25 protein-coding genes are annotated in these 25,528 nt (G+C 62.6%); 12 read left to right on the forward strand and 13 right to left on the reverse strand.

Going from position 1 to position 25,528, the window contains the following annotated elements:
* Nucleotides 1–10: 10 nt before the first annotated feature.
* A complete protein-coding gene (locus tag EGJ27_RS00500) occupies nucleotides 11–703 on the forward strand; it encodes a GntR family transcriptional regulator (RefSeq protein WP_125828668.1) in 693 nt (230 codons plus the stop codon).
* A gap of 340 nt (nucleotides 704–1,043) precedes the next feature.
* Here EGJ27_RS00500 and EGJ27_RS00505 read toward each other — a convergent pair whose 3' ends face one another.
* Genes EGJ27_RS00505 through EGJ27_RS00520 form a run of 4 tightly spaced genes read right to left on the reverse strand, consistent with a single transcriptional unit; the run spans nucleotide 1,044 to nucleotide 6,819 of the window.
* Entirely contained in the window at nucleotides 1,044–2,267 is a 1,224-nt protein-coding gene (locus EGJ27_RS00505; RefSeq protein ID WP_125828669.1) for an amidohydrolase family protein, read from the reverse strand.
* On the reverse strand, nucleotides 2,264–4,756 hold the full coding sequence (locus tag EGJ27_RS00510; RefSeq protein WP_125828670.1) for an ATP-binding cassette domain-containing protein: 2,493 nt from the start codon (nucleotides 4,754–4,756) through the stop codon (nucleotides 2,264–2,266). Before EGJ27_RS00510 ends, EGJ27_RS00505 begins: the two co-directional genes overlap by 4 nt.
* Entirely contained in the window at nucleotides 4,753–5,622 is an 870-nt protein-coding gene (locus EGJ27_RS00515) for a branched-chain amino acid ABC transporter permease (protein ID WP_125828671.1), read from the reverse strand. Before EGJ27_RS00515 ends, EGJ27_RS00510 begins: the two co-directional genes overlap by 4 nt.
* Before the next feature lie 3 nt (nucleotides 5,623–5,625).
* Entirely contained in the window at nucleotides 5,626–6,819 is a 1,194-nt protein-coding gene (locus EGJ27_RS00520) for an ABC transporter substrate-binding protein (protein ID WP_125828672.1), read from the reverse strand.
* A 187-nt stretch (nucleotides 6,820–7,006) separates the two neighbouring features.
* On the opposite strand from EGJ27_RS00520, the gene EGJ27_RS00525 reads away from it, so the two are divergent.
* On the forward strand, nucleotides 7,007–7,405 hold the full coding sequence (locus EGJ27_RS00525; protein WP_125828673.1) for a nuclear transport factor 2 family protein: 399 nt from the start codon (nucleotides 7,007–7,009) through the stop codon (nucleotides 7,403–7,405).
* 106 nt (nucleotides 7,406–7,511) lie between these two features.
* Here the strand turns inward: EGJ27_RS00525 and EGJ27_RS00530 are convergent, their stop codons facing one another.
* The 3 genes from EGJ27_RS00530 to EGJ27_RS00540 all read right to left on the reverse strand — a co-directional run bounded on the left by EGJ27_RS00530 (nucleotide 7,512) and on the right by EGJ27_RS00540 (nucleotide 9,626).
* Nucleotides 7,512–7,928, reverse strand: coding sequence for an arsenate reductase ArsC (locus EGJ27_RS00530; RefSeq protein WP_125828674.1), 417 nt, complete (start codon nucleotides 7,926–7,928; stop codon nucleotides 7,512–7,514).
* A gap of 105 nt (nucleotides 7,929–8,033) precedes the next feature.
* Nucleotides 8,034–8,639, reverse strand: a complete 606-nt coding sequence (locus EGJ27_RS00535) for a TetR/AcrR family transcriptional regulator (protein ID WP_125828675.1) — start codon at nucleotides 8,637–8,639, stop codon at nucleotides 8,034–8,036.
* Between the two features lie 297 nt (nucleotides 8,640–8,936).
* Nucleotides 8,937–9,626 (reverse strand): type 1 glutamine amidotransferase domain-containing protein, encoded by a 690-nt coding sequence (locus EGJ27_RS00540; RefSeq protein ID WP_125828676.1) that lies wholly within the window; start codon nucleotides 9,624–9,626, stop codon nucleotides 8,937–8,939.
* Nucleotides 9,627–9,956: 330 nt separating this feature from the next.
* Between EGJ27_RS00540 and EGJ27_RS00545 the strand changes: the two genes are divergently transcribed.
* Entirely contained in the window at nucleotides 9,957–10,211 is a 255-nt protein-coding gene (locus EGJ27_RS00545) for a hypothetical protein (RefSeq protein ID WP_125828677.1), read from the forward strand.
* Between the two features lie 214 nt (nucleotides 10,212–10,425).
* Here the strand turns inward: EGJ27_RS00545 and EGJ27_RS00550 are convergent, their stop codons facing one another.
* On the reverse strand, nucleotides 10,426–11,148 hold the full coding sequence (locus tag EGJ27_RS00550; protein WP_125828678.1) for a hypothetical protein: 723 nt from the start codon (nucleotides 11,146–11,148) through the stop codon (nucleotides 10,426–10,428).
* A 382-nt stretch (nucleotides 11,149–11,530) separates the two neighbouring features.
* On the opposite strand from EGJ27_RS00550, the gene EGJ27_RS00555 reads away from it, so the two are divergent.
* A complete protein-coding gene (locus EGJ27_RS00555; RefSeq protein ID WP_125828679.1) occupies nucleotides 11,531–12,727 on the forward strand; it encodes an aminotransferase class V-fold PLP-dependent enzyme in 1,197 nt (398 codons plus the stop codon).
* A 129-nt stretch (nucleotides 12,728–12,856) separates the two neighbouring features.
* On the opposite strand, the gene EGJ27_RS00560 is transcribed toward EGJ27_RS00555, so the two are convergent.
* On the reverse strand, nucleotides 12,857–13,699 hold the full coding sequence (locus EGJ27_RS00560; RefSeq protein ID WP_125828680.1) for an EamA family transporter: 843 nt from the start codon (nucleotides 13,697–13,699) through the stop codon (nucleotides 12,857–12,859).
* A 145-nt stretch (nucleotides 13,700–13,844) separates the two neighbouring features.
* On the opposite strand from EGJ27_RS00560, the gene gcvA reads away from it, so the two are divergent.
* Both gcvA and EGJ27_RS00570 read left to right on the forward strand, forming a co-directional pair.
* Entirely contained in the window at nucleotides 13,845–14,756 is a 912-nt protein-coding gene (gcvA, locus tag EGJ27_RS00565; RefSeq protein ID WP_125828681.1) for a transcriptional regulator GcvA, read from the forward strand.
* 232 nt (nucleotides 14,757–14,988) lie between these two features.
* Nucleotides 14,989–15,462: a hemerythrin domain-containing protein gene (locus EGJ27_RS00570; protein ID WP_125828682.1), complete on the forward strand. Its 474-nt coding sequence runs from the start codon at nucleotides 14,989–14,991 to the stop codon at nucleotides 15,460–15,462.
* Nucleotides 15,463–15,542: 80 nt separating this feature from the next.
* Here the strand turns inward: EGJ27_RS00570 and EGJ27_RS00575 are convergent, their stop codons facing one another.
* From EGJ27_RS00575 to EGJ27_RS00585, 3 genes are all read right to left on the reverse strand, one after another.
* Entirely contained in the window at nucleotides 15,543–16,754 is a 1,212-nt protein-coding gene (locus tag EGJ27_RS00575; protein ID WP_125828683.1) for a cytochrome c biogenesis protein DipZ, read from the reverse strand.
* A gap of 206 nt (nucleotides 16,755–16,960) precedes the next feature.
* A complete protein-coding gene (locus tag EGJ27_RS00580) occupies nucleotides 16,961–18,322 on the reverse strand; it encodes a HAMP domain-containing sensor histidine kinase (RefSeq protein WP_125828684.1) in 1,362 nt (453 codons plus the stop codon).
* Nucleotides 18,319–19,059: a response regulator gene (locus EGJ27_RS00585; protein ID WP_125828685.1), complete on the reverse strand. Its 741-nt coding sequence runs from the start codon at nucleotides 19,057–19,059 to the stop codon at nucleotides 18,319–18,321. The genes EGJ27_RS00580 and EGJ27_RS00585 overlap by 4 nt, the downstream gene beginning before the upstream one ends.
* 269 nt (nucleotides 19,060–19,328) lie before the next feature.
* Between EGJ27_RS00585 and EGJ27_RS00590 the strand changes: the two genes are divergently transcribed.
* The 5 genes from EGJ27_RS00590 (at nucleotide 19,329) to choX (ending at nucleotide 23,152) form a co-directional block, all read left to right on the forward strand.
* Nucleotides 19,329–19,592 (forward strand): DUF2790 domain-containing protein, encoded by a 264-nt coding sequence (locus EGJ27_RS00590; RefSeq protein WP_125828686.1) that lies wholly within the window; start codon nucleotides 19,329–19,331, stop codon nucleotides 19,590–19,592.
* A 164-nt stretch (nucleotides 19,593–19,756) separates the two neighbouring features.
* Nucleotides 19,757–20,644, forward strand: coding sequence for a 3-keto-5-aminohexanoate cleavage protein (locus EGJ27_RS00595; protein WP_125828687.1), 888 nt, complete (start codon nucleotides 19,757–19,759; stop codon nucleotides 20,642–20,644).
* 10 nt (nucleotides 20,645–20,654) lie between these two features.
* A complete protein-coding gene (locus EGJ27_RS00600; protein WP_125828689.1) occupies nucleotides 20,655–21,620 on the forward strand; it encodes an L-carnitine dehydrogenase in 966 nt (321 codons plus the stop codon).
* Nucleotides 21,613–22,092 (forward strand): thioesterase family protein, encoded by a 480-nt coding sequence (locus tag EGJ27_RS00605; protein WP_125828691.1) that lies wholly within the window; start codon nucleotides 21,613–21,615, stop codon nucleotides 22,090–22,092. Before EGJ27_RS00600 ends, EGJ27_RS00605 begins: the two co-directional genes overlap by 8 nt.
* A 139-nt stretch (nucleotides 22,093–22,231) precedes the next feature.
* Nucleotides 22,232–23,152, forward strand: coding sequence for a choline ABC transporter substrate-binding protein (choX, locus tag EGJ27_RS00610; RefSeq protein WP_125828693.1), 921 nt, complete (start codon nucleotides 22,232–22,234; stop codon nucleotides 23,150–23,152).
* 69 nt (nucleotides 23,153–23,221) lie between these two features.
* Here the strand turns inward: choX and EGJ27_RS00615 are convergent, their stop codons facing one another.
* The gene (locus EGJ27_RS00615; RefSeq protein WP_125828695.1) at nucleotides 23,222–24,133 is read right to left on the reverse strand and encodes a LysR substrate-binding domain-containing protein; all 912 of its coding nucleotides are present in this window, start codon (nucleotides 24,131–24,133) and stop codon (nucleotides 23,222–23,224) included.
* Nucleotides 24,134–24,367: 234 nt separating this feature from the next.
* Here EGJ27_RS00615 and EGJ27_RS00620 point away from each other — a divergent pair, with 234 nt between their 5' ends.
* Complete coding sequence (locus EGJ27_RS00620; RefSeq protein WP_125828696.1) at nucleotides 24,368–25,522, forward strand: gamma-butyrobetaine dioxygenase; 1,155 nt, start codon at nucleotides 24,368–24,370, stop codon at nucleotides 25,520–25,522.
* Nucleotides 25,523–25,528: the final 6 nt, after the last annotated feature.

Genomic DNA, 25,528 nt, shown 5'->3' on the forward strand with positions numbered 1-25,528 from the left:
AGAGGAAAGGATGGGGTTGAGCACTGTCACCGCCAAACAGCTTGAAGTGCAACGCATTGCCGATGCGCTGTTCAAGGCTATCGCCCAGCATCGCCTGCCGCCCGGTACGCGCCTGGTCGAGGCCCACATAGTCGAAACCCTGCAGGCCAACCGCAATCATGTGCAGGTAGCGCTGCAGCGGCTGGCGATGCAGAAAGTGGTGACCATCGAAGCCAATCGCGGCGCCATGGTTGCCCAGCCCACCGCCAAGGAAGCGCGGGATATCTTCAGCGCGCGTCGCGCCATTGAACGGGCGATCGTCGAGGCCATCACCCCGGCCCTGATGCGCAAACACCGCCAGCGCATAGCCAGCCATATGAACAACGAGCGCAAGGCCACCAGCGACACAGACCGACGGGCCATCGTCCGGGAGCTGAGCCAGTTTCATCTGCTGTTGGGGGAAATCAGTGGCAACGCCGTGCTCAGCGATATCCTCTCCAACCTGATGGTGCGCAGTTCATTGATTGTGGCGCTGTACCAGCGCAATGACGTGCCGTCCTGCGCGTCCGATGAACACCAGCAAATCGTCACCGCGCTCGAACAAGGCGATACCGACAAGGCCGTGGCAGTGATGCTGGAACATCTCGACGAACTGGAAGCGCAACTGGCCCTGGAAGAGAGAGCGCCAGAAGAATTCAACCTCAAGCAGGCGCTAAGCGATTAAAGCTAGAAAGCCGCCAGCTGTAAGGGCCAGCTGGCTGGCGAAGGCGGTGTTTTCAGGCGACAGATCTGGTGCGGAGGTGCGATGTTGCTGCCGCTGCGCGCCAGATCGCGACCAAGGTCGCTCCCACATAATCGCGGCGTCCGTCGAGCTTTTGTGGGAGCCAGCTTGCTGGCGAAAGCGGGGGTGCTGGCAATACCCGACATCGTTGCCGCCGCTGCGCGCCGGATCGCGAGCAGGCTTGCTCCTACCGTAAGCAGGCACGCCGCAAATCCCTGGGCGATAGCGGTTGCCAGGCTTTGGCAACATGCCGGCGCGTACAGAACCGGGGTTTATTCGGCAATTACGGTTTCAGCAACGTGCCTGCCGGGCGACTGAACGTTTGCCGTCCGGCCTTGAACCCCATCAGCGGTGCGCTCAGCTCGGCGACCACCGCCGCCGGGGAATGGGCGTCGAATACGATGAAATCGGCACGACACCCAGGCGACAGGCCGTAATCCGGCAATCTCAGCAGGCGTGCCGATTCGCTGGAGACCCACGCCAGGCATTGCAGCAGCTCAGGCTCGGTGCCCATCTGGCTGACGTTGGCAAACAGGTTGGCCTGGCGGATCAGCGAGGCGTCGCCGTAGGGCGTGAACGGGTTGCCGACGTTGTTGGTCGACACCGAACAAGTCACGCCGCAGGCATGCAAATGCGCCAATGGCGCCAGCCCGCGGGGTTTGTTGTGAAACGCTTCGCGGCCCATCAGAAACAGATCGGTGCTGGGCAGGCACGTCACCTGTACCCCGACCTGGGCCAGAAGCAGCGCCAGTTCCGTCAACGGTTCTTTGGCCAGGGTCGACAGCTTGGTCACATGGCCGATGGTCACGCGTCCGCCCCAGCCGTGCAGTTGCGTGCAGCGTGCGACTTCCATGACTGTCATGCCTTCGGGGTTCAGATCGAAATCCAGGTGCAGGTCAAGGTCGCAGTCGAAGCGTGCCGCCAGTTCGAACAGGCGCCGGATCTGCCCGAGCGGGTCGCTGTCCATGTACGGGCAGCCGCCGAGCACCGTCGCGCCGCTCTCCAGGGCCTGACACAGCAGCGCCTCGGTCCCTGGATTGTTGAGCATTCCCTCCTGTGGAAATACACAGATTTCCAGACTGATCGCCCAGCCATAATCCGCCTGCAAGCGGCGGATCGCATTGAAACCGGTCAGGCCGATCTGTGGGTCCAGCTCGACGTGGGTGCGCATGTGCGTCGTGCCTTGCAAAATCGCCTTGTCCAGCACCTGGGCGCCGCGCCGATACACGTCATCTTCGGTGAACCCGGCTTTGGCCGCCCGGGTCTGCGCCACCGCTTCGGCCAGCGTACCTTCCTTGAGCTGGCAACGCTGCATGATGCAGGCCTTGTCCAGATGGATGTGAGTTTCGACCAGCCCCGGCATGATCAGCTGACCATGCAGATCAAGAGTTTTCCACTGATGCGTGGCCGGGCTGAAGGCGCTGACGAAATAGCCGCTCTCAACGTACAGCTCGCGCTGGCGATGGTCGTCGCCCAGCCTTGCATTGATGATCTTCAAGGCGCTCATACGCTGACTCCTTCACCCAGGTAAGCCGCTGCCAGTTCGGTGTCGTTGCGCAGTTCGGCAGCGCTGGCGGCTTTGACGATGCGCCCGGTTTCCAGCACATATGCGCGATCCGCCACTTGCAGCGCCAGGTTGGCCATCTGATCGACCAGCAGGATGGTCACACCCTCGTCGCGCAGCGCGGCCAGCGCGTCGTACAGCTCGCCGATCATGGCCGGCGACAAGCCCAGCGAGGGCTCGTCGAGCAACAGGATCGTCGGCTTGGCCATCAGGCCGCGACCCACCGCGACCATCTGCTGCTCGCCGCCGGAAAGCAGCCCGGCCGGGTTGTCGATGCGGTCGCGCAGACGTGGGAAGCGCTGCAGGATCGCCTCGATTTCAGCGGCGGCATCAAAAGCCTCGCCGCGCGAATAACCGCCGAGCAACAAATTGTCGCGCACGCTCAGGTAAGGAAACACCTGACGGCCTTCGGGCACCAGCGCCAGGCCTTTGGCTGCGATCGTGCTGGCGCTGGCCTGTTCGATGTTTTCGTTATTCAGCAGGATGCTGCCGCCGCTGGCCCGATGCAGCCCGGCCAGGCATTGCAGGATGCTCGATTTGCCCGCGCCGTTGGCGCCCAGAATAGCCACCAGTTCGCCGGGGTTGACCAGCAGATTGACCTTGTCGACCACCGCCGACGCACCGTAGTCGATGACCAGATCCTTGACGTACAAACGCGCATCGCGGCTGCCGTCCCAGTTGTGGGCGCGGGGTGTGGCCTGATAGTCGGTGCCGCCCAGATACGCGGCGATCACCTGCGGATTCTGGCGTATTTGCGCCGGAGGACCGGACGCAATCGGTTTGCCGGCATCCAGCACCAGCAGGTGCTCGGACACCGCCATCACCAGCGCCATGTCGTGTTCGACCAGGATCACCGTCAGGCCGAAATCCGCCAGTTTGCGCAGCAGCACTGCCAGCGCATCGGTATCGCGCCGACTGAGACCGGCTGCCGGTTCGTCCAGCAACAACACCGCAGGTGCGGTTGCCAGGGCGCGGGCGATTTCCACCAGGCGGCGGTCCACATGGGGCAAATCCTCGGCGGCGATGTTCACTTCGCCGCGATAGCCCACCAGTGCCAGCAGATCCAGTGCCAGGCTGCGCTGTGCGTCGGACGCAAGGCTGAACGGCAGCCCCAGGCGACCTTTCTGCATCGCCACCAGCAGGTTGTCGAGCACCGACATTTCGCCGAACAGCAGGGTGGTCTGGTACGTGCGGGCGATCCCGGCCCGGGCGCTTCGCCAGGCCGGCAGCCCGGCCAGCGGCTGTTGCAGCTCGATCTGGCCGCTGTCCGGCGCGTAGAAGCCGCTGATCATATTCAGCACTGTGGTTTTTCCCGCGCCATTGGGGCCGATGATGCTGGTGATGCTGCCGGCTGGGGCATGCAGGCTGACGCCTTGCGCGGCTTGCACACCGCCGAAGCGAATGCCGATGTTGGTCACCCGCAGCCCCGAAACCGGGCCACGGCTGCGCAGATGAGCGGCGATACGTTGCTGATCGATATGTGTCGGCGGCAACAGGTGCTCCGGTTTGACCCAGCGCCGGGCGAGGGCGCCCAGCAGGCCGTTGGGCGCGATCCACAGCACCACCAGCAGAAGCACGGAAAAGATCAGCAAGCGATATTCGGCGAAATCCGACAGCAGTTCAGGCACCAGCACGATCAGCAGCGCGCCGATCAGCGGCCCGAACAGCCTGCCGCTGCCGCCGACGATCACCGCCAGCACGAACAGGATCGATTGCGAAAACGGAAAGGATTCCGGGTTGATGAACATCAGCAACGGCGCGAGCAAGCCGCCTGCCAGACCGGTCAGGGCCGCCGACAAGGCAAACGCCAGGGTTTTGCTGATGACCGGATTGAAGCCCAGCGAGCGAGCCGCGATTTCCGAGGCTTTCACGGCGCGCAGGGCCTTGCCCCAACCGCTGTGGCTCAGGCGCCGATAAAACAGCAGCGCGCCGATCATCAACCCGGCGGCCGACAGCGCCAGCAGGATCGCCGGATCGAGGCCGGCGAATTCCGGCAGCGGAATGCCCATCAAGCCGTTGGAGCCTCCGGTGACATCCCGCCATTCGATCAGGCTGTGATGCACCACGAACGCAAAGGCGATGGTGATCATCGCCAGATATGGCCCGCTGACCCGAAGCGCGGGGATCGCCAGCAGCGCACCGGTCAGACCGCAAACCACACCGGCTATTGGCAGCGCCAGCCACAACGGCCAGCCGGCCATGGTCAACAGTGCCGAGACATAGGCGCCGATGGCGTAGAACGCGATGTGGCCGAAGGAAATCTGCCCGCTCAGGCCGATCAGGATATTCAGGCCGACACCGACTACCGCAGCCAGGGCGCACAGGGTGAAAACCAGCAATGAGTAACTGTCGAGGGTGAACGCCAGACCGCCGCAGAGCACCGCGAGCAGGGCGATGAACGCCGGAGCGGCCAGGGTTTTGAGGTTTTTCATACTTTGACCAGTGCCTGGCTGCCGAACAGACCGTTGGGACGAATCGCCAGCGCCAGGATGACCAGCGCAAACGTGAATATCTGGGTGAAGGCGGAACCGAAGTACAAGGTGATCAGCGCCTCGGCCAGCCCGAACAGCAGCCCGGCGGCAAACACACCGCCGGCGCTGCCGATGCCGCCTAGAATGGCCACCGCAAACGCTTTGAGGCCGAACAGCATGCCCATCTCCGCATTGACGCTGAACAGCGGCGCAATCAGCAAGCCGGCCACCGCCGCAAACACGGTGGACACGGCAAAGGCGATGGCGACGACGCGATTGACGTTGATGCCCATCAGCATCGCCGCGCGAGGATTCTGCACGCAGGCCTCAAGCACCTTGCCCAGCCGGGTATAACGCCGCACCAGGTACAACGCCAGTGCAACGGCCGCGCCGGCCAGCGGAATCAGCAGCTGCAAGGCGCCGACGCTGCTGCCGAGCAGCTCGAGGTTCAGGTTCAACAGGCTGCTCTCGAACTGACGAGGCTCCTTGCCGAAGGTAAACAGTGCCAGGTTGTCCACCAGAATGCCGCCCGCCACGGTTGCCATCAGCCAGGCCTGGGAGCCGCGACTGTGGAAGGGCCGCACCAGCCAGCGTTCGATCGCCAGGCCATACAGCGCGCAGAGGATCAGCGTCAGTGGCAGGGCCAGCCATAACGACCAGCCCCAGGTGATGCAGCACGTATAACCCAGCACCGCGCCGACCATCATGGCGCTGCCCTGGGCAAAGTTGACGGTGCGCGAGACGACGTAGGTCAGGTGAAAACCCAGCGCCAGCAGTGCGTACATGCTGCCCAGGCCCAGGCCCGTGATAATGGCGGCGGTGAACATGGCTTAGTCCTTTTGCTTGAGCGGTACGATCTGGTCGTTGACGAAATGCGTGAAGATGTAATCGTCCGGCCCCAGCGCGTCATGCTGCGTCGCGGTGAACGGCTGCTTGTAGTGCTTGATCAGGCCGTCGTAGTCGCTGATTGCGTAGAAGCCGTCACGTACCGCCTTGCCTTCGGTACTGCCGGCTTTTTCGATGGCTTGCACGGTGAGGTGCAGCGCGTCATAGGCGTTGGCAATGCCGACTGCCGGAGTGACGTCGGCCAGGCTCTTGATCTGCGGGTATGCCGTTTTCAACGCGGCCAGCAGGGCATCGCCCTTGGCGCTGTTGTGCTCGGTGAATACGTAGGTCTGGATGAAGTGCACCCGGGAAGCGTTCGGACCCGCCAGCTCGCCGAAGCGACCACCGGCCGGACCCCAGTGAGAAACCACCGGCACATCCCAGCCCATGCGGTCCAGGGATTTGACGACCTGCGCCGAAGGCCCCACGTTGCCGACCATCAGCAGGGTGTCGGCACCTGCGTTTTTCAAGCGGGTCAGTTGCGGCACCACGTCCAGATCGCTGTCCTGAATGCGTTCGACGCCGGCGTTGGCCAGGCCGCGTTTTTCCAGGGCACGCTTGAAGCCCGCCTCGTTGGATTCGCCCCACGGGTTATTGATCAGGATCATTCCCGGCTTGCTCATGCCGTTGTCGACGCCGTATTTCACCAGCGCCTCGTCCACGCGTTCGTCGACGGCCGAGACCCGGAACACGTAATTATCCGCCGCGCCGTTTTCGGTGATCTTGGTGCCTGCCGCCCAGATGCCCATGAACGGGATTTTCATCTGGTTGGCCAGCGGCACGATGGCCAGGGAAACCGGCGTATCCAGACCACCGAACAGCACGGTGACTTTTTCCCGCTGGATCAGTTCGCGCGCGGCGAGCATGCCCTTGGACGGGTTGCTTTCGTCGTCGCGGCGCACCAGCTCCAGCGGACGTCCCAGCACGCCGCCCTTGGCGTTGACTTCATTGATCGCCATGGTCAGGCCGCGGGTCAGGGCCTCGCCGGATTTGGCCGACTGACCCGAAAGGGCCGCCACCAGACCGACCTTGATAGGCGGCTCGGCCGCTTGCGCGCCACCGAACATGGCCATGTTGAGCGTGACTGCCGCAGCCACGGGGAATAGCAGACGTTGCAGGTTTGGAAGCCGGAAGGCCATAGTGAATTCTCCTGATTGCTAGCAGTTGCACATTTATTGCTAGCAAGTAAGATGCCAGTCACCGCTTCCGTTGAAACCGCTGTTTTTACGCGATCTGGCGGCTGAATAACGCGCCAGTTTGAAGCGGATCGCACCATGTGGAGGCACTTTCAAGCCACCGGATTTTCCTGATTAAAGGGCTTTATCAATGTCTGAAATAAATGAAGGCGTGCAGATTGTTAGCAATTTTCTGGAGGCGTCCATGGCACCGGACCCGGTTCGGGCCGCGACGTTCATGAGCGACGACGTGAAAATCACGTTCACCGGCGCACGCGCCATGCCCGATCCCAAAGCCATCACCGCCTTCAACGGTGCGCGCTATGCGTGGGTCAAGAAACAGTTGGGCAATTTCGACTGGATGGACCGTGGCGACCACGTCGTGGTGTATTCCAACGGCACCTTGTTCGGCGAATGGCCGGACGGCCGCAGTTTCTCGGGCAATCGCTACCTGGACCGCTTCGAGGTGCGTGACGGCAAGATCACCCGCATGGACGTCTGGAACGACAGCGCCGAATGGCTGCTGGCGCCGGAGATTGCCAAGGCCTGATTCTGCGTATGCCATAAGGCCGCGCACCGGTGGCAGGCCGAGTGGCATTCACGGTCCAGGACTGCACTCATGTCATGTCCAGACACTCATCGGCGTGCGGGCGTTGTCAGGTCTTCTTGAGTTTCACCAGCACGAAGATCTTCACGCGCTCACTGATTTCGATGCGAGCGTTGCGAAAGGGGTTGGACTTTTCGCTGGTCACCGGATCTTCGAAGTGCCAGGCCAGAACCTCCGATACATCGTTGAGTACCGGGAACGTCTGCGCCGGGTCTTCACTCAGGGTGATGATGTAGTCGAACGGAACGCCGGTGAACTCATCGACGGATTTGCTGCGCAAGGCCGGGTCGTCGATGTCGATTTCCTGCAGCGCGGCCAGTGCCCTGGGGTCGATTGCCGTGGGTGCGATGCCTGCGCTGTAGGCCTCGAAGTGTTCGGGATCGGCATGGCGCAGCAGTGCTTCGGCCATTTGGGAGAGCGCTGCATTGGTGGTGCAGACAAATAGAACACGTAATCTGTGATCCATGAGTGAAGCCTCTCAAGCGGTGGACGACCTGGAACCGTGATGTTCACAGAAAAGCCTGTTTTACGCGTATAGCCATTGCCGCCTGTCCATCTGTCGCACCTGCTGTCAGCGCGCCACATTCAGCAGGCGGCGGGTGCTGTGCATGGCCGTCTCGAACGGTTGCAGGCTGCGTGTGATCTTGACCATCACGCTGGCTCCGACCCAGAGCTGGTAGAGGCTTTGCGCCACGGATTGCGGCTCCTGATCGATGGCGAACGATCCTTCCGCGACACCGGCTTCGACGGCCTGCCCGATTCTGTTGGTGATCCCGGAAGTGCCGCGTTTGAGCACCGAGCGCATGCTTTCCGAGAGGTCGGCAACTTCAACGCCCAGTTTCACTGCCAGGCATTTGCCTTGGCAGTCTTCAAAGGACTGGGTTTCCTGCCACAGACGCCAGTAGTCCATCAGACGTTCGGCCATGGTCATTCCCGGCTGGCTGAGCGTTCGGTCCAGTTCGGCCAGGTAGTCCTCGAAATAGCTTTCCAGCAGCGCCTCGCCGAAAGCGTCCTTGGAACCGAAGTAATGGTAGAAAGACCCTTTGGGCACGCCCGCGGTGGCAAGAATTTCGTTCAGGCCGACTGCCGAGTAACCCTTGGCCGCCATGATGCGCTGGCCGACATTGAGAATCTGCGAACGAACGTCGGAGGTTTTGAATTTCGTGGATGCACTCATATCAATCGGTTCACAGTCGAGAAAACGGGTTTGCCAGGCAATACAGGTTGTCATGGCCGGCTACTGTCATCAGCCGGAAGCGTTGTAACGCGTGGCATGTTAGCAATAGCCAGGTGGGTCGTCTAAAAGCTTCGACTCCCCGTAAGCGCATGCCAGGTTTCAGGTCAACCCGGCCAGCGGGCGTAACGGCACACGCGGTGTGCGCTGCGCCCGCAGCCACTCGAGACACGGCCGGCTCAGAACCTGGTTGATGTCCACAACCTTCGATACCGGCACTTACCGACCTCTACGGTTCATTCACCCAGCGACATGGCCGAGTTTTTTCACCAGCGCCTGCGCCGCCTCCGTTGAAGAGCCTGGGTTTTGCCCGGTAATCAGCAACCCATCGCTGACCACGTAGGAACTCCAGTCTTCGCCTTTCGAATACAGACCGCCCTTGGCCTTGAGCTCGTCCTCGACCAGGAACGGCACTACGTCGGTCAGGCCCACGGCCTCTTCTTCGCTGTTGGCAAAACCGGTGACCTGCTTGCTTTCCACCAGCGGTGTGCCGTCGGGATTCTTTACATGACGAAGAACGCCCGGTGCATGGCAGACCAGGGCTGCCGGCTTGTCGGCGGCCAGGAACGACTGAATCAACCGGATCGAATGCTCATCTTCGGCCAAGTCCCATAGCGGACCATGACCGCCTGGGTAAAAGACGGCGTCGTAATCCGCTTGAGAGACGCTGTCCAGGCGCACGGTGGCCGCCAGTCTGGCGTTCGCTTCGGCATCCGCTTCGAAGCGGCGGGTCAGATCGGTCTGAAACGCGGGTTCATTGCTTTTTGGATCGAGAGGCGGCTGGCCGCCCTGGGGCGACGCCAGGACAACCTGCGCCCCGGCGGCCAGGAATGCGTAGTAGGGCGCGGCCAGTTCCTCCAGCCAGAAACCGGTTTTACGGCCGGTGTTGCCAAGGGTGTCGTGGGAAGTCAGGACTATCAGAATTTTCATTGTGCATTCCTTAGTGGGTCAGTAACGGAAAATGGAAACAGCCACGTAGACCGGTCGTCTACAAAATGGTGAAAATCTAGCGCATCGCTTGCAGTCCAAGTCCCTTCGCCTGGTGAAGGTGTGGCTAACGTAACAGCCATTAGACCAGTCGTCTAGTCCGTTACGAGCATTCTTTCCAGATCGCGGTGCAGCCCGTTGACCGGCCTGCCATCCATCTTCAGCGGCGCCGCGCCGGGCCGCAAGCGGACGGGCTCGGCTCCAGACGCAATGATGGCTACACTCAAGTCCGAGCGGTCCGTCGCGGGCCTTGACGAATTCCCGGGGGATAGCGTGCCAACCACTCAGAAACAGCGAACCTTTGATCTGATCCTCGATGCGGTGCTGCCTGAGTTCAGGGAGCGCGTCACTGACTATCTCGACGGCTACGAGCACGCCTTGACGCAGGCCGCAGCGTCGCCCGAAGACCTGCGCGCATCGGCCAATCAGCTACGGGGCTATCTGCGTGGGCTCAACACGACCCGGGTGCTGGGCATGGCGGATTGGGAACAGCTCGACCAGCGTATCCAGGATTTGTGGTTGTCCTGATACGCGGCGAGGTTTTGAACGCGTCGATACGGGGCCAGGGCTTGCCCGCAATCTGACTCGAGGCGATGCCCTGGCTCCTTATCCCACGTGAGTCGACATGCCCGGCACCTGCGCAGCACCCTGTTCCTTCGGCCTGTAACGGAGCGTACTGGAATGAAGTCGCCGCCCGCTGTCGGCGTGATGACGGGCGAACCGGTTTCGGGCGCATGAACCCCTAATGTTGAAGCAAGGCGCGAAGCCGACGCACCAGTGGCCTGTCGCCATGGACATTCTGGTAGTGAAACACCGCTGTGGCACGAATCAGGCTTGGATCAGCCGGCAGGTTGGCGTGGAGCGAGCGATATCCCCAGAAAAGATACATATGGCCCGGCTGCATCTGTACGCGGGTGAAACCCTCGGCGTGTCGTGCGTGACGTCCCACAAGGCGGCGCTGGGTCCAGCGGTTGTCAACCCACAGCTTGTCCAGCAGGTTGCGGATGTAACTGCGACGTATTGGTCGGTGATTGGGCAGCATGACCAAATCGCCGGGTGCAGTTTTCTCAGGCATGCACACCGGCATGATCGCCGTCAGGACAAACGAGTCGTAGTGGAATATCAGCGATTCACGCTGGCCCCGGTCGCCGATGAGGCAGCGCAGCACCTGATGCAGCTTGAGTTCGACAGGGCGTTCTCCGGTACCTTGCGCAACTACCCGTTGGCACAACTGCAGGAACTCCGGCGATGTTCCCCAATCGTGCAGCCGTGAACCGGCTACGGCCTGGCTGCCGTTCAGCGCCACATAACTGTTGCCCGCATTGCTGACAGCCAGGGCAACCATTTTCCGCAGTTCAGACAACTCTTCGGCGGTGGCCCAGTCCGGCAGCACGGCGAAGCCTTGTGTGTTGATGGTGTCGACCAGTGCCTTGACTTGATGGTCCGAAAATGTCGCGTAGCCCATGATAGTAGTCCTCACTGCTGTCAAGTGAGTGACTCCGCTCGCACCGACAATGCGGCCGCTGGCCGACACACTGGGAGAGGAGGGTTCAATAGGCCGATAGCACCCTCAGGCTCACTAACCTGGCGGTGTCTGGCAAGGGAATGCAACATCGGTGGGACGTCGCGAGGCAAGCGTAGCTTCAAAGTCCTGACGCTGCGAATTTATCCGGATCGGGATTAACACTTTTCAGCGTGGACACTGCCCGCTGTCCTGAATGGAGAAGCCTGCGTGGTGGTGTGCGTCGGTGTTGTCAGCGCTGGAAAGCGTCCCGTCCGCATCCACTGCTTGCCACTGTCTCATTTCAAGGCGATGCTCTGGGCTCCTCTCTGCTAAGCGAGTCGTCATGTCCAGCATCGCGCAAAGCCCCGTCCCTCTGGCCTCCGATGAGGCGTACTGGAATGAAGTCGCCGCTCGCTATCCCCGTGATGACGGACCGATCAATCTGGACAACGGCTATTTCGGGCGCATGAGCCAGGACGTGGTGCAGGCCTACGAAAGCGCCATCGAGCAGGTCAACCGCAGTAACGCCGTGCAGGTGCGCGGGCAGTTCGACAAGCACCAGGCCCTGGACATTCGCCGCCAGTTGGCGGAACTGATGGGCTTGCCGGCCGAGGAACTGGCGTTCGCCCGCAGCGCCACGGAAGCGCTGCATTCCCTGATCCGCAACTACAACCGTTTGCAGCCGGGCGACCAGGTGCTGATCAGCGACCTTGATTACCACTCGGTACAGGACGCGTTCCACTGGTTGCACAAGGCACGCGGTGTCGAAGTCATCGTGATCAGTCACCAGCACCCGGCTACCTGGGATGCCTTGATACAGGCATACACCGACGCTTTCAGCGCACATCCCCGACTCAAGCTCATGGCGTTGACCCACGTGACCCATCGCACCGGTCTGGTGATGCCGGTCAAGGCCATCGCTCACGCCGCCAAGGCCCGCGGCATCGACGTGATTTTCGACGGCGCCCACTCCCTGGGCCAGCTGGAAGTGGACCTGGCCGATATCGGCATCGACTTCGCAGCCTTCAATTTGCAGAAATGGATTGGCGCACCGTTGAGCCTGGGCGTGATTCATGTTCGCCGGGAGCGCTTGCAGGATTTCGATCCTGAAATGGGTAACCAGAGTTACGCGAGTGACGACATCCGCTGCCTGGCACCCTACGGCACGCCTAACGTCCCGGCGCTGATGAGCCTGCCCGCGGTTTTCGCTGAACATCGGGCGGTGGGCGGTTGGGCCGCAAAGGGCGCGCGTCTGCGTTACCTGCGCGACCTTTGGGTCGGGGAGGCGCGCAAGCTGTCGGGGATTGAAGTCCTGACCCCGGACGACCCACGGCTGTATTGCGGCCTGACCGCGTTCCGGTTTACCGGCACGATGGACCAGCAAGCGGGCGTCGAGCGGTTATTGAAGGATTTCAATCTGTTCACCGTGGCCCGCCAGGGATCTGCCTGCGGGCCATGTATCCGCATCACGCCCGGCCTCAATACCCGCGTGTCGGACATGCAGGCGCTGGTGGCAGCGCTTGAGGTGCTGGGTCGGTAGGCATTGCACCGCCCATAGCCACAGCGGAACCGCTGCCAGGGCAAGTGGACAATGTGCAAAACGCTCTGGCCTGGTACTTGGTTGGGACCTGAACAAGGTTGCCTTGCGGACGAGACCATCAACCATCCACTAAAGCCCCAGACACACCGCGCCTGTCGCCACCAGACCACAGACGGCCCAGCGTCTGGCACTCATTTCCTGACCCAGGAACATCCTGCCGATCAGCGCCGCAAACACGACGCTGGTCTCGCGCAGCGCCGATACGCCGCCCATGGCGCCCGACTGCATGGCCCAGATCACGATGCCATAGGCCGCAATGGACACCAGGCCACCGATGATCGAGGTGCCGACGGCGGCGGGGTGGGTTTTCAGTGAGGCGGTCAGGGTGCTGCACCCACGGCTCGCCACGAACAGCAGCGGCATCGTCCAGTAGGACAGGAACATCCACGCGGTGTAGGCCAGCGCCTGGTCGCCGGATTGCCGTACGCCGATGCCATCGATCACGGTGTAGAGCGCAATCAGCACGCCGGTGGTGAGCGCTGCCAGCACACCCGCGCGGGTGACGTGCCGGTCGAGCAGGGCGAGGGACAGAATGCCGCCCGAAATCAGGGCGATTCCCAAGGCGTGCACCGGGCTGAGCGTTTCGTTGGCGAACAGCGCCGCGCCAAGCGTGACCAGCAACGGCGACGAGCCTCGGGCGATGGAGTAAGCCACTGCCAGGTCGCTGCGGTGGTAGGAGCGCACCAGGCTGATGTTGTAGACGATATGCACCAGCCCGGAGGCAATGATGTATGGCCAGGCTCCGGCTGCCGGCAGAGGCAGGAGCAGCACGGCGACCGTGGCCACCGCCGCGATCAGGATGCTCATCCAGGCCATGGACAAGTGGCGGTCGCGGTTGCCGTGCAGCAGGGCGTTCCAGCCTGCGTGGAGCATGGCAGCGAGAAGAACGAGACCACCGGCGTAACTGAGCATGGCTTTTTTCCAGGTCGCGATCAGCGAGTAAGTGCCCGGAGCGGTGGACCCGTCCGGCGTCGAGAACAGGTCAGCAAAATATCTATCTTGGTACCGGCTGACAAACCAGATAAATTGCCCGCTCACGTTAGAGCAGCTATTGCGAATGAGCCCACAACTGCCTCCACTCAATGCACTGCGCGCCTTCGAGGCCGCCGGTCGCTTGTCCAGCTTCAAGGAAGCCGCGACAGAACTGCACGTGACGTCCGGGGCGATCAGCCAGAGCGTCCGGCTGCTGGAAGACTGGCTCGGCGCTCCATTATTCGAACGGCACAACCGTCGCGTGGTTCTGACTCCAGCGGCCAGGGCTTATCTGGCGCAGATCGGTCCGCTGCTCGAACAGATCGCCCTGGCGACGGCCCGCTTCGGCTTTCCTGACCCGGCCCCGCGCACGCTGGTGGTCAATGCACTGGCGACGTTTACCTTGCGCTGGCTGGTGCCGAGGCTGGAGGCATTCCGCGCCGCCCATCCGGGCATCGACGTACAGGTGCACACGTCCAACCAGCCGGTGGAAAGTCTCAGTGAGGTCTACGACCTGGTCATCCGCGGCGGGCCGGACACGCTGTATGGCTACTCGACCCGAGTCTTCCTCCGTGAAGAGCGATTGCCGGTGTGCAGCCCGGCATTGCTGGAGCGGCTGCCCCTGCGCGAACCCGATGACCTGAGGCGCCACACGCTGCTGCACACCTCGAGCCTGCCCAGGCTCTGGCCGGACTGGCTGGCGAGCGTCGCTATGCCCACCTTGAAGCCCGCCGCCGGCGTAGTGTTCGATCATTTCTACCTGACCCTGCAGGCTGCCATCGACGGTCTGGGTATCGCCATGGGCCCACTGGCCCTGGTTGCCGCCGACCTGCAGGCCGGGCGCCTGTTGACGCCGTTCACCGGGCCGCGGCTCACGTCGCGTAGCTACTGCGCCTATATTCCAAACGGAAAGCTGGCTGACACCGCAGTGCTGACGTTCTGCGCCTGGCTCGAGGGGCAAGGCAGCGCGGACAGCTGTGGACGTCCCGCGCGATAACCCCTGACGAGCCATGTGCAGATCGGCGGTGCCGTTCATATTTTCTGCACTATTCGTTTGCGTGGACTCGTGCAAAACGCCCGATCCTCTCGTGATCTACGGTTCGTAAGTGCTTGAACAGCCTGGAAAATCGCAAAACGGTCCGTTGGCACGTGGCCTGCAATATCCCAAGTGTTACCCGCAGGACAGGCATCTAGACCCGTCCGCTGACCGTGATCCTGGAGGAAAACAAATGAACGCTATCGAGCTTCTCAAGGCAGACCACGAACGTGTCAAAGCCATCCTGACCCAACTGAGCGAGTCCACCGAGCGCGGGGTGAAAAAACGCACTGACCTGCTCAACAAGCTGGAGATGGAAATTACGCTCCACACCCGGCTGGAGGAAGAGATTCTCTATCCGGCCTTCAAGGAGGCAGGTTCCAAGGAGCAGGACATCATGTACTACGAGGCCAAGGAAGAGCACCGCACGGTCGATTCGCTGGTACTGCCTGACCTGAAGAACACCGACCCGGCGACCCCGGAATTTGCCGGCCGCGTGAAAGTGGTCAAGGAATTGCTGGAACATCACATCGAAGAGGAAGAATCGGAAATGTTTCCCCAGGCCAACAAGCTGCTCGGGAAAGCGAAGCTCGATGAACTGGGCGCGCAGATGGAAGCAATGAAGGCCGAGTCCAAGAAAATGACCCGCGCCGGCCTGGCCGCCTAGGCCGGTCGCTGAATGGACGCCCAGCCACGGCTGGGCGTTTTTATGCCCGGTTAACCGGGCGAAAGCTGCACGCAGCGTGATCAGCCCTGATTCTTCGCTTCATCCAGCAGCTGGCGGATGATTTGTTCCTGGGTGTCGTAGCGGCCTTCGCCGAAGTGGGTGTAACGGACCCGCCCGTTGGCGTCGATGATGTAGTGCGCGGGCCAGTAACGGTTACCGAAGGCGCGCCAGATCGCGTAATCGTTGTCGATGGCGATCGGATAGGTCAGCCCCAGTTTCACGACGTTCTCGCGCACGCTGTCGACGACTCGCTCGAACGGATATTCCGGCGTATGCACACCGATCACCACCAGGCCGTCCTTGCTGTATTTGTTCGCCCACTCTCTGACATGGGGAATGCTGCGCTGGCAGTTGATGCAGTCGAAGGTCCAGAAGTCCACCAGTACCACCTTGCCGCGCAGTGCCTCATCGCTTAGAGCCGGTGAGTTCAACCACGCCACTGCGCCGGACAAAGAAGGCATCGATCCTTTGTCGCTCAGTTCGGCAGCGTTCGCCGCCTTCACGCCGCCCACCCGATAATCCACGAGCTTCGGCACGCCATTCAGCAGCGCTTGCTCAACCGCCGCCGCGCCTTGGGAGGAGGTGCCGGCCAGCAGCCGGTTCTGCGACCCGCTGCCGATCACCACGGCCGCCGCCAGTGCCGCAACGCCGGCGCCGCGGCGCAGCCAGGCGATTACAGGCAATGACAGTTTCAGACGCGCTACCAGGCCGCGCCCGGCGAACATCACCACACCCAGCGACAGCGCGCTGCCCAGCCCGTAAGCCAGCAAAAGCAGGCTGGTTTCGGTGCCCGGCCCCTGAAGCATCGCCCCGGTCAGGATGATGCCCAGCACCGGCCCGGCGCACGGTGCCCAGAGCAGCCCGGTCGCAACGCCGATCAGCAACGACGCGGCCGGTCCGGACAGTTTTCGGATGGCGGGGTCCAGGCGATTGCCCAGCGCCGCCACGGGCTGCATCAGCCAGTTGCCGAGCCTGGCCGACAGCAGCGAGACGGCGAACAGCGCCAGCACTGCCACGGCCAGCTGCCGGCCGATGCCGTTGGCGGTCACCACCCAGTCGCTGCTGAGCACCGCCAGGCTGGACACTGCGGCAAAGGTCAGGCTCAGGCCGAGCAAGGTGAGGACTATCGACGCGGCCGAGCGGTCGGCACGCGCGAACAGAAACGGGATAACCGGAAGGATGCACGGGCTGAGAATCGTCACGATTCCGCCCAGGAAGGCGATGAGCAACATGAGGGGCTACCTGTGTTCAATGGAATGGACCGAGGCAAACAGCCCTCGATGGCGTCCATTGAACTGCCGGCAGGTATCGCGGATGTGTCGCGCAAGCGCCCGATTAATGCTGCAAGTGTCTCCGGTGCCTGCAGATACACGGCGATACAAACGCAGCAGCCGGCCTGATTCAACTGCGCAACCAGGCGCTGAAAGCCGGTGCAGGGCTAGGGGTGGGAGCGATCGCTCGGGTTGTTGTCGGTCAGCTTTCTGGTCAGCGTCGTCAGCCTTGCCGGCAGCGACAGTTCCGCGCACAGGCCGCCGCCCTCGCGATTCAGCAGCCGCAGCGTGCCTTGCAGCGTCAGTGTCAGTTGGTGGGAGATCGCCAGCCCCAACCCCGCGCCTCCGGTTTCACGATTGCGTGAGCCTTCGACGCGATAGAACGGCTTGACCACTTCGGCCAACTGGTGCTCCGCAATGCCGGGGCCACGGTCCAGCACCTGGATCAGCATCCCGCCGTCCGCCTGGGGGCCAGCGCTGATCTCGACCTCGGCGCCGAACTTCAGCGCGTTGTCCACCAGGTTGACCATCACCCGGCGCAGTGCGTGGGGCCGGGTTTCGATGGCCACGCAGCCATGGTCGTGAAACACCAGCTCTTTGCCCGTGTCGAGGTAATCGAACACCAGGCTCTGCAGGAACGAAGCCAAGTCCACCTTGCGGCCAGGCTCGCTGGAGCCGGCCATGCTTCGCGCATAGGCCACGCCTTCCTGGACCAGATGCTGCATCTCGCTGAGGTCGTTACACAGCTTGTCCTTCTCGGCCGAGTCGTCCATGAATTCGGCGCGCAGTTTCATGCGCGTGATCGGCGTCTGCAAGTCATGGGAAATGGCCGCCAGCAACTGCATGCGTTCCTTGACGTGGGCCGCGATCCGCTCCTGAAGAGTGTTGAAGGCGACGGCGGCATGAATCACTTCCATAGGCCCGTCTTCTTCAAGCCGTTCTCCCTGGCCGTTCGGGTCGAGCCGGTCCACTGCATCGGAGAGCCGGGTCAGCGGGCGGATAGCCGTGCGCACCGCCAGCCAGGTACAGGCAAACAGGGTCAGCAGTTGCACGACCAGTACCAACGGCAACCAGGGGGACAACGGCGTGATCGAGGGGCGCACATCGATGGTCAACGGGCTGCCGTCCTTGAGGCGCAGATGCACCTGATAATGCGGGCGTACGTCGGGCACATCGGTAAAGGCGAGGGCGTAATCATGCCCCAGGGTGGCCTGCATGGTGGCCACCGAAGTGGGCGCCGCGTCCATGTCCATCGGCGGCCCCGGCTGGCCTGCGTCGAGCTGGTAGCGATAATTGGGGTGCTCGAAGCGCGGCAGCCAGGCCGGGCGCTCGTCCGCCGGCAGACGCTCCAGCACCGCCACCGAGGTTGCAAGATCCTGCTCCAGATTGTCGAGCATCAGGGTCATTGCACTTTGATAACGCTCGTAGGACTGCAAGCCGAAAGAAAGGCCGTGAGCGATGACCAGGCTCACCAGAAAGATCAGCGACAGCCGCGACGCCAGCGTGCGCGGCCAGCGGAGCAGGGTCATGATGACTCCCCGAGAATTTCCACCGGGTAGGTGAACACATAGCCCTCGTTGCGCACGGTCTTGATGTAGGCCGGCGCGCGGGCGTCGTCCAGCAGACGCTGGCGCAGGCGACTGACGAGCAGGTCGATGGAGCGGTCGAACAGATCCGCATCGCGGCCCTGGGTCAGGTTGAGCAGTTGATCACGGTTCAGAACGCGCTGGGGATGGTCGAGAAACACCCGAAGCAGCCGGTACTCACCGCCGCTCAAGGTGACGATGGTGCCCTCGGCATCCAGCAGGTGGCGGGCCGTGGTATCCAGTCGCCACTTGCCGAAGGCCAGCAGCCGACCGGCTTCACTGACGATCAGGTTGGGCGGCAACATGCGGGTGCGGCGCAGCACGGCGTTGATCCGGGCCAGCAGTTCCCGGGCCACGAACGGCTTGACCAGGTAATCGTCGGCGCCCATTTCCAGGCCGATGATGCGATCCGTCTCGTCGTTGCGCGCGGTCAGCATCAGGATTGGCGTGGCCTTGTGTTTTCCCGCGCGCAGCTCGCGACACAGGATCAGCCCGTCGTCGCCAGGCATCATGATGTCCAGCACGATCAAGTCCACCGTGGTCGACTCCAGCAAGGCGCGCATCTGTCGCCCGTCGGCCACGACGGTGGTCCGCAGGCCGTTCTTCTGCAGATAGTTGCCCACCAGCTCCCTGATTTCACGGTCATCGTCGACGATGAGAATGTGATCCACGTGTTCCATTCGACTCACCCCTGGTTCCGGCTCCGGGCCGTTGTTTCGTTTCGCGTTCGGCGACCCCTCGCGAAGTCGGCCAGCAGCGTCTCACAAGGCTGGGGCCCGCTTCCAGCGCGCATGTATCGTTTTGTATCTGGGCCTGGAGCAGATACAGAACGTTTCTTTTTTCACCGGTTTTCGACACATGCGAGATACCTGCGACGCGTTCAATGAACCCCATCGAGACGGCCTGGAGCCGCTCGCTACTTCAATCATTGAACGCCCGGAGAATCCTCATGAACTGGAAGAATCTCAGCCTCGCTTCGCTGTTTGCCGTTTTGAGCCTCGGCAGCCTGGCCGCCAACGCGCAGGACAGCGTCAAACCGCACAGCTACATGTACGGCGACCATCTGGATATCGCCAAAGTGCTGTCGATCAAGGAAGGGACCTCAGCGGACTGTGGCGTGGTGAACGCCCGGCTGACCTACCTGGACTCCGCCGGCATGACCCACGCCGTGGACTATCGCGCCATCAATCAGAACTGCAATCAGGGCAATTGAATGGCGGGTGATCCACTCGCTGCCCGGCGCCGGGCGGCGTTGCCCGATGCATAACCAACGCTTATGCATCGGTGCAGAGATCTCATTTGTAGCGCCGCTACGGCAGCGGCACCATGCTTCCAGGCAACATCGCATGAGTGCCATGACGACCAGGAGCGTTACCCATGAACCACGAGATCATCGTGACCTGCGCCTTGACCGGCGCCGGTGACACGACCGCCAAAAGCCGCTATGTCCCCGTTACCCCGGCCGAAATCGCTGCGGCCGCCGTCGAAGCCGCCAAGGCAGGTGCAACCGTGGTGCATTGTCATGTTCGCGACCCGGAAACCGGCAGGTTCAGCCGCGGCGTCTCGCTGTATCGTGAACTGATGGAGCGCATCCGCGACAGCGGCACCGACGTGATCGTCAACCTCACTGCCGGCATGGGCGGCGACCTGGAAATCGGCCCCGGAGAAACGCCCATGGCGTTCGGCCCAGGCACTGATCTGGTCGGCCCGCTGGAGCGTCTGGCGCATGTGGAAGCGCTGTTGCCGGAAATCTGCACCCTGGATTGCGGGACCCTGAATTTCGGCGACGGCAACAGCATCTACGTGTCCACGCCGGCCCAGTTGCGCGCGGGCGCCAAACGGATCACTGAACTGGGGGTCAAGGCGGAGCTGGAGATCTTCGACACCGGCCACCTCTGGTTCAGCAAGCAGATGATCAAGGAAGGGCTGCTGCACGACCCGCTGTTCCAGCTGTGTCTGGGCATTCCATGGGGTGCGCCGGCGGATACCACTACCATGAAAGCCATGGTCGACAACCTGCCCGCCGGTGCGACCTGGGCCGGATTCGGTATCGGCCGTATGCAAATGCCCATGGCTGCCCAGGCCATGCTGCTGGGCGGCAATGTGCGGGTCGGTCTGGAAGACAATCTGTACCTGGACAAAGGTGTGCTGGCCAGCAACGGACAACTGGTCGAGCGGGTCGGCGAAATCATTGCGCGCCTGGGCGGGCGCATCCTCACGCCGGCCGAAGGCCGAGCCAAAATGAACCTGGCTGCACGCCACTGAGGGCTGATGCATGGCTTACCTTACCGAGATCAAGACCTTCGCAGCGCTGGGCAGTGGCGTGATCGGCAGTGGCTGGGTTGCGCGAGCCCTGGCCCATGGGCTGGATGTGGTAGCGTGGGACCCGGCACCGGGTGCCGAAGCCGCGCTGCGCCAACGTGTCGCCAATGCGTGGCCGGCGTTGCGCAAGCAAGGCCTGGCGCCGGGTGCGTCCCCGGATCGGCTGCGCATGGCCGATACCCTTGAGGCTTGCGTGGCCGGTGCCGACTTCATCCAGGAGAGCGCGCCGGAACGCCTGGACCTGAAGCTGGAACTGCACCGCAAGATCAGTGCGGCGGCCAGGCCCGATGCGCTGATCGCCTCCAGTACATCGGGGTTGCTGCCCAGCGAGTTCTACGCCCAGGCCATCCATCCCGAGCGCTGTATCGTCGGTCATCCGTTCAACCCGGTGTACCTGTTGCCGCTGGTGGAAGTGGTCGGCAACCACGCGACCACCGCCGAGGCGCTCGATGCCGCGCAGCAGGTTTACCGCAGCCTCGGCATGCGGCCGCTGCATGTGCGCAAGGAAGTGCCGGGGTTCATTGCCGACCGCCTGCTCGAAGCGCTGTGGCGCGAAGCGCTGCACCTGGTCAACGATGGCGTGGCGACCACCGGCGAGATCGACGATGCCATCCGTTTTGGCGCCGGGCTGCGCTGGTCCTTCATGGGCAGTTTCCTGACCTACACCCTGGCCGGGGGCGATGCCGGCATGCGGCATTTCATGCAACAGTTCGGTCCCGCGCTACAGTTGCCATGGACCTATCTGCAGGCGCCTGAACTGACCGACAAGCTGATCGACGATGTCGTGGACGGCACCACCGCGCAATTGGGTCAACACAGCATCGCCCAGCTGGAACGCTACCGTGACGATGCGCTGCTGGGCGTCATCGCCGCGGTCAAGGCCGCCGGGCTGCAACATGGGTTGAACGCAGATGACTGAACCCGATGTGACTTACCGCGGCCAGGTGCTGGCCGAATGGACCGACTACAACCAGCACCTGCGTGACGCGTTCTACATGCTGATCTTCAGCTATGCCGTCGATGGCTTCATGGACCGGATCGGCCTGGACGAGCAGGGCCGCAGCGACAGCGGCCATTCGCTGTTCACCCTCGAAGCCCATATCAATTACCTGGCGCAGGCCACGGCGGGCGATGAGGTGCGTGTGCATTCCCGCGTGCTGGGCCACGATCGGAAACGGGTGCATCTCTATTGTTCGCTGTACCGGGAAGGCAGCGATGAACTGCTGGCCGCCAGTGAGCAGATGCTGCTGCACATGGACATGGCAGGGCCGAGGTCCGCGCCCTTTGCCGAGGCGGTTGCGCGGCGCGTGGCGCAGTTTGCCGAGCTGCATCGGGATCTGCCAAGGCCGCAGTGGTGCGGTCGTGTCTTGCGGTTGCCCGACAAAGGGTAGGACGTCCGGGCCGGGCGCACGGCAGCATGGAGGTTGCCGGGTCCGGCATGCAGCCACCGGGCACGCATTGATGTTGGCAAATGAACAATAACAATTAACTCCATTCTCCCTGTACCTGCCATCAGCCAGAGGAAATGCAATGTCAAACACAATCACCACGCTGTTACTCGCCGGCACCTTGAGCCTCGTTCCGGTCGCCGCCGTGCTTGCTCAGGACGAACCCGGCTGCAAAACCCTCGACATCGGTGCGGTCAACTGGACGGACGTGGTGGCGACCACCGCCATCGCCAAGGCGCTGTTCGAAGAACTGGGCTATACGACCAAGGTCACCAGCGCCTCCCAGCAGATCATTTTTGCCGGCATCCGTGACAAGCGCCTCGATTTCTACCTGGGCTACTGGAAGCCGCTGATGACCGGCAATATCAAGCCCTTCGTCGATGCCGGGCAGGTCAGGATCCTGCCGGCCCCCAGCCTCGACGACGCCCGCGCAACCCTGGCCGTCCCCGACTACCTGTACGACAAGGGGCTCAAGACTTTCGCCGACATCGCCCGGTTCAAGGCCGATCTGGGCGGCAAGCTCTATGGCATCGAGCCGGGTTCAGGCATCAACAAGATGATCCAGGCGATGATCGACAAGAATCAGTTCAATCTTGGCGATTTTCAGTTGGTGGAGTCGAGTGAGGCCGGCATGCTGTCGGCAGTGACCCGGGCGGTGCGCCGCAATGACGCGGTGGTGTTCTTCGGCTGGGCGCCGCACCCGATGAACCTGCACTACCAAATGAAATACCTGTCGGGCAGCGAGGACGCGCTAGGTCCGAACGAAGGCAAGGCGACCGTCTGGACCGTGACCGATCCGGACCTGGGCAAGCGTTGTCCCAACGTTGACCGGCTGCTGAACAACCTGACGTTTACCGTGGATGACGAGAGCCGGATGATGGAACCGCTGCTGGCCCACGAAGATTCCGCCAAGGTGGCCAAGGCCTGGTTGAAAGACCATCCGGCGGACCGCAAGCGCTGGCTGCAAGGGGTCACACGGTTCGACGGCAGCCCGGCGAACTGACCGCCAGCGATCCTCGCCAGTCAGCCAGGCACAGCAGGTGCCTGGCGTTCTGCGACCGGCCTGGGCGTTTTAAGGCTGGGCGTCGAGTTGCGCCCGCAGCCATTCCACCAGCGTCTCTGTTTCGGCGTGCAGCGATTGCCCTTCGCGGCGATACACCGAAATCGCCTCCGGCAGCAGGATGCTTTCCTTGCATGGCCGCATCAATAGACCGCTGTCGATCAGTCTGGCGGCGGTTCGCTGCCAGCCCATCGCGATCCCATGCCCTTCGATGGCCGCCTGCAGCATCAGGGAATAACTGTCGAAGGCAATTCCCTTGTGGTGTGCAGGCAGCGTGATGCCGTGGGCGGTGAGCCAGGTGCCCCACTCAAGCAAGTGAGGCGGATTGGCGTGGTAATGCAGCAAGGTGCGCTTGCTCAGCGCCTTGATCTCCAGCGGATGGTCTGCATCGCCCAGATACGCCGGGCTGCATACCGGAAACACCTCGTCGGAGGCGGTGAAGGCGAGCGGGTGATTGCCATGGTCGCGACCGGTGCTTTGCAGCGCCACATCGAAATATCCTTCGAACTCAGTGAGCGCCTTGGTCGAGGTGGCGACTTTCAATTCGATTTCCGGATACGCGTGGTGAAAGCTCGACAGCCTGGGCATCAGCCAGTGAAACGCCTCGCAAAGCTGACACAGCAGGATCACCTCGTTCTTGCGCGCACCGCTGCGCAGCTCGCTGGAACAGGAAGCGATCGAACGCAGCGCGTTCTGGACCGTCCGGGCCAGCTCCTGGCCTGTCTCCGTGAGAAACACGGCCCGGTTGCGACGGGTGAACAGTGGCCGGCCGATGTTGCTTTCCAGGATGCGCATCTGCCGGCTGACGGCCGCCTGGGTGATGTGCAGTTCATCCGCGGCCCGGGAAAAACTTCCAAGCCGGGCGGCTGCTTCGAAGGGCAGCAAAGTCGACAGGGGAGGCAGGGACTTACCAAGAAAATTCATAACGAGAGCTTATGCATGAGTGCCGAGAACTCGTTTGTAGCACGCAGATGGGAGCGGCACCATGGCGTCACGCCGATCCAGTCGCAAATCGTGAAGCGGTGTCGGGTCTGGCTCGGCGCAGGTCGCTGTTCACGGTCAGCGGGGCCGGGTGTGCCGGCCGGTCGCGGCACGACCCGCAGCCAGGAGCGGCGATCATCCAGCCGCACAAACCGCATGATAAACAGGGAGCACACCATGACCGTCATTGCCGACTACCGAACCTACGCGGTCATCAGTCCCGTTGCCGGCGCTGCATCGAACGACGACCGGGTCGATGTGATCTGGAAGGACGGCCGCAGCAGCGCGTATCACTGCCTGTGGCTGCGGGACAATTGTCCGTGCGCCGAGTGCGTTTATGGGGTGACCCGGGAGCAGGTGTTCGAAATCGCCGACGTGCCGTTCGACCTCAAGGCGTCGGTGGTCACGGTCACTGCGGATGGCAACCTGGCGGTCATCTGGGAAGACGGGCATGCCAGCCACTACCACGCCGGCTGGCTGCGCGCCCATGCCTACGACGACCGCTCACTCGCAGAGCAGGCCGCAAGCCAGCCGAAGGCTAAGCACTGGAACGCGACATTGCAGGTGCCAACGTTCGATTACCCGGACCTCATGAATGACGACGGCGCGCTGTTGCGCTGGCTGCTGGCGCTGCGTGACACCGGCTTGAGCCTGGTCAACGGCATGCCGCTGCAGCCAGGCTCATTGGCGGCGGTGGCCCGGCGTATCTCGTTCATCCGCGAGTCGAACTTTGGCGTGCTGTTCGACGTGCAATCCAGGCCGGATGCCGACAGCAATGCGTACACGGCCTTCAATCTGCCTTTGCATAGCGACCTGCCCACCCGCGAACTGCAACCGGGCCTGCAGTTTCTCCATTGCCTGGTCAACGATGCTGTTGGCGGCAGCAGTACCTTCGTCGACGGATTCGAAATTGCCCGAACCCTGCGCCGGGAAGACCCACAGGCGTTCGCGATGCTCAGCCAGACACCGGTCGAGTTCCGCAACAAGGGCCGGACCACCGACTACCGCTGTCGCGCGCCGGTCATCGCGGTGGATGAGCACGGCGAGGTCACCGAGATCCGGATGGCCAACTTCCTGCGCGGCCCGTTCAGTACGTCTGTTGACCGGATGTTGCCGCTGTACCGCGCTTACCGCCGCTTCATCGAAATGACCCGCGAAGACCGCTTTCGCTTCCGTCAGCGGCTCGAAGCCGGGCAGATGTGGTGCTTCGACAATCGCCGGGCATTGCACGCCCGGGATGCGTTCGACCCGACCACCGGTAAACGGCATTTCCAGGGCTGTTACGTGGACCGCGACGAGCTGCTGTCACGTATCGGTGTGTTGCAGCGCTGATCCCTG

This window comes from Pseudomonas sp. v388 (assembly GCF_003935425.1).
Taxonomy (GTDB): Bacteria; Pseudomonadota; Gammaproteobacteria; order Pseudomonadales; family Pseudomonadaceae; genus Aquipseudomonas.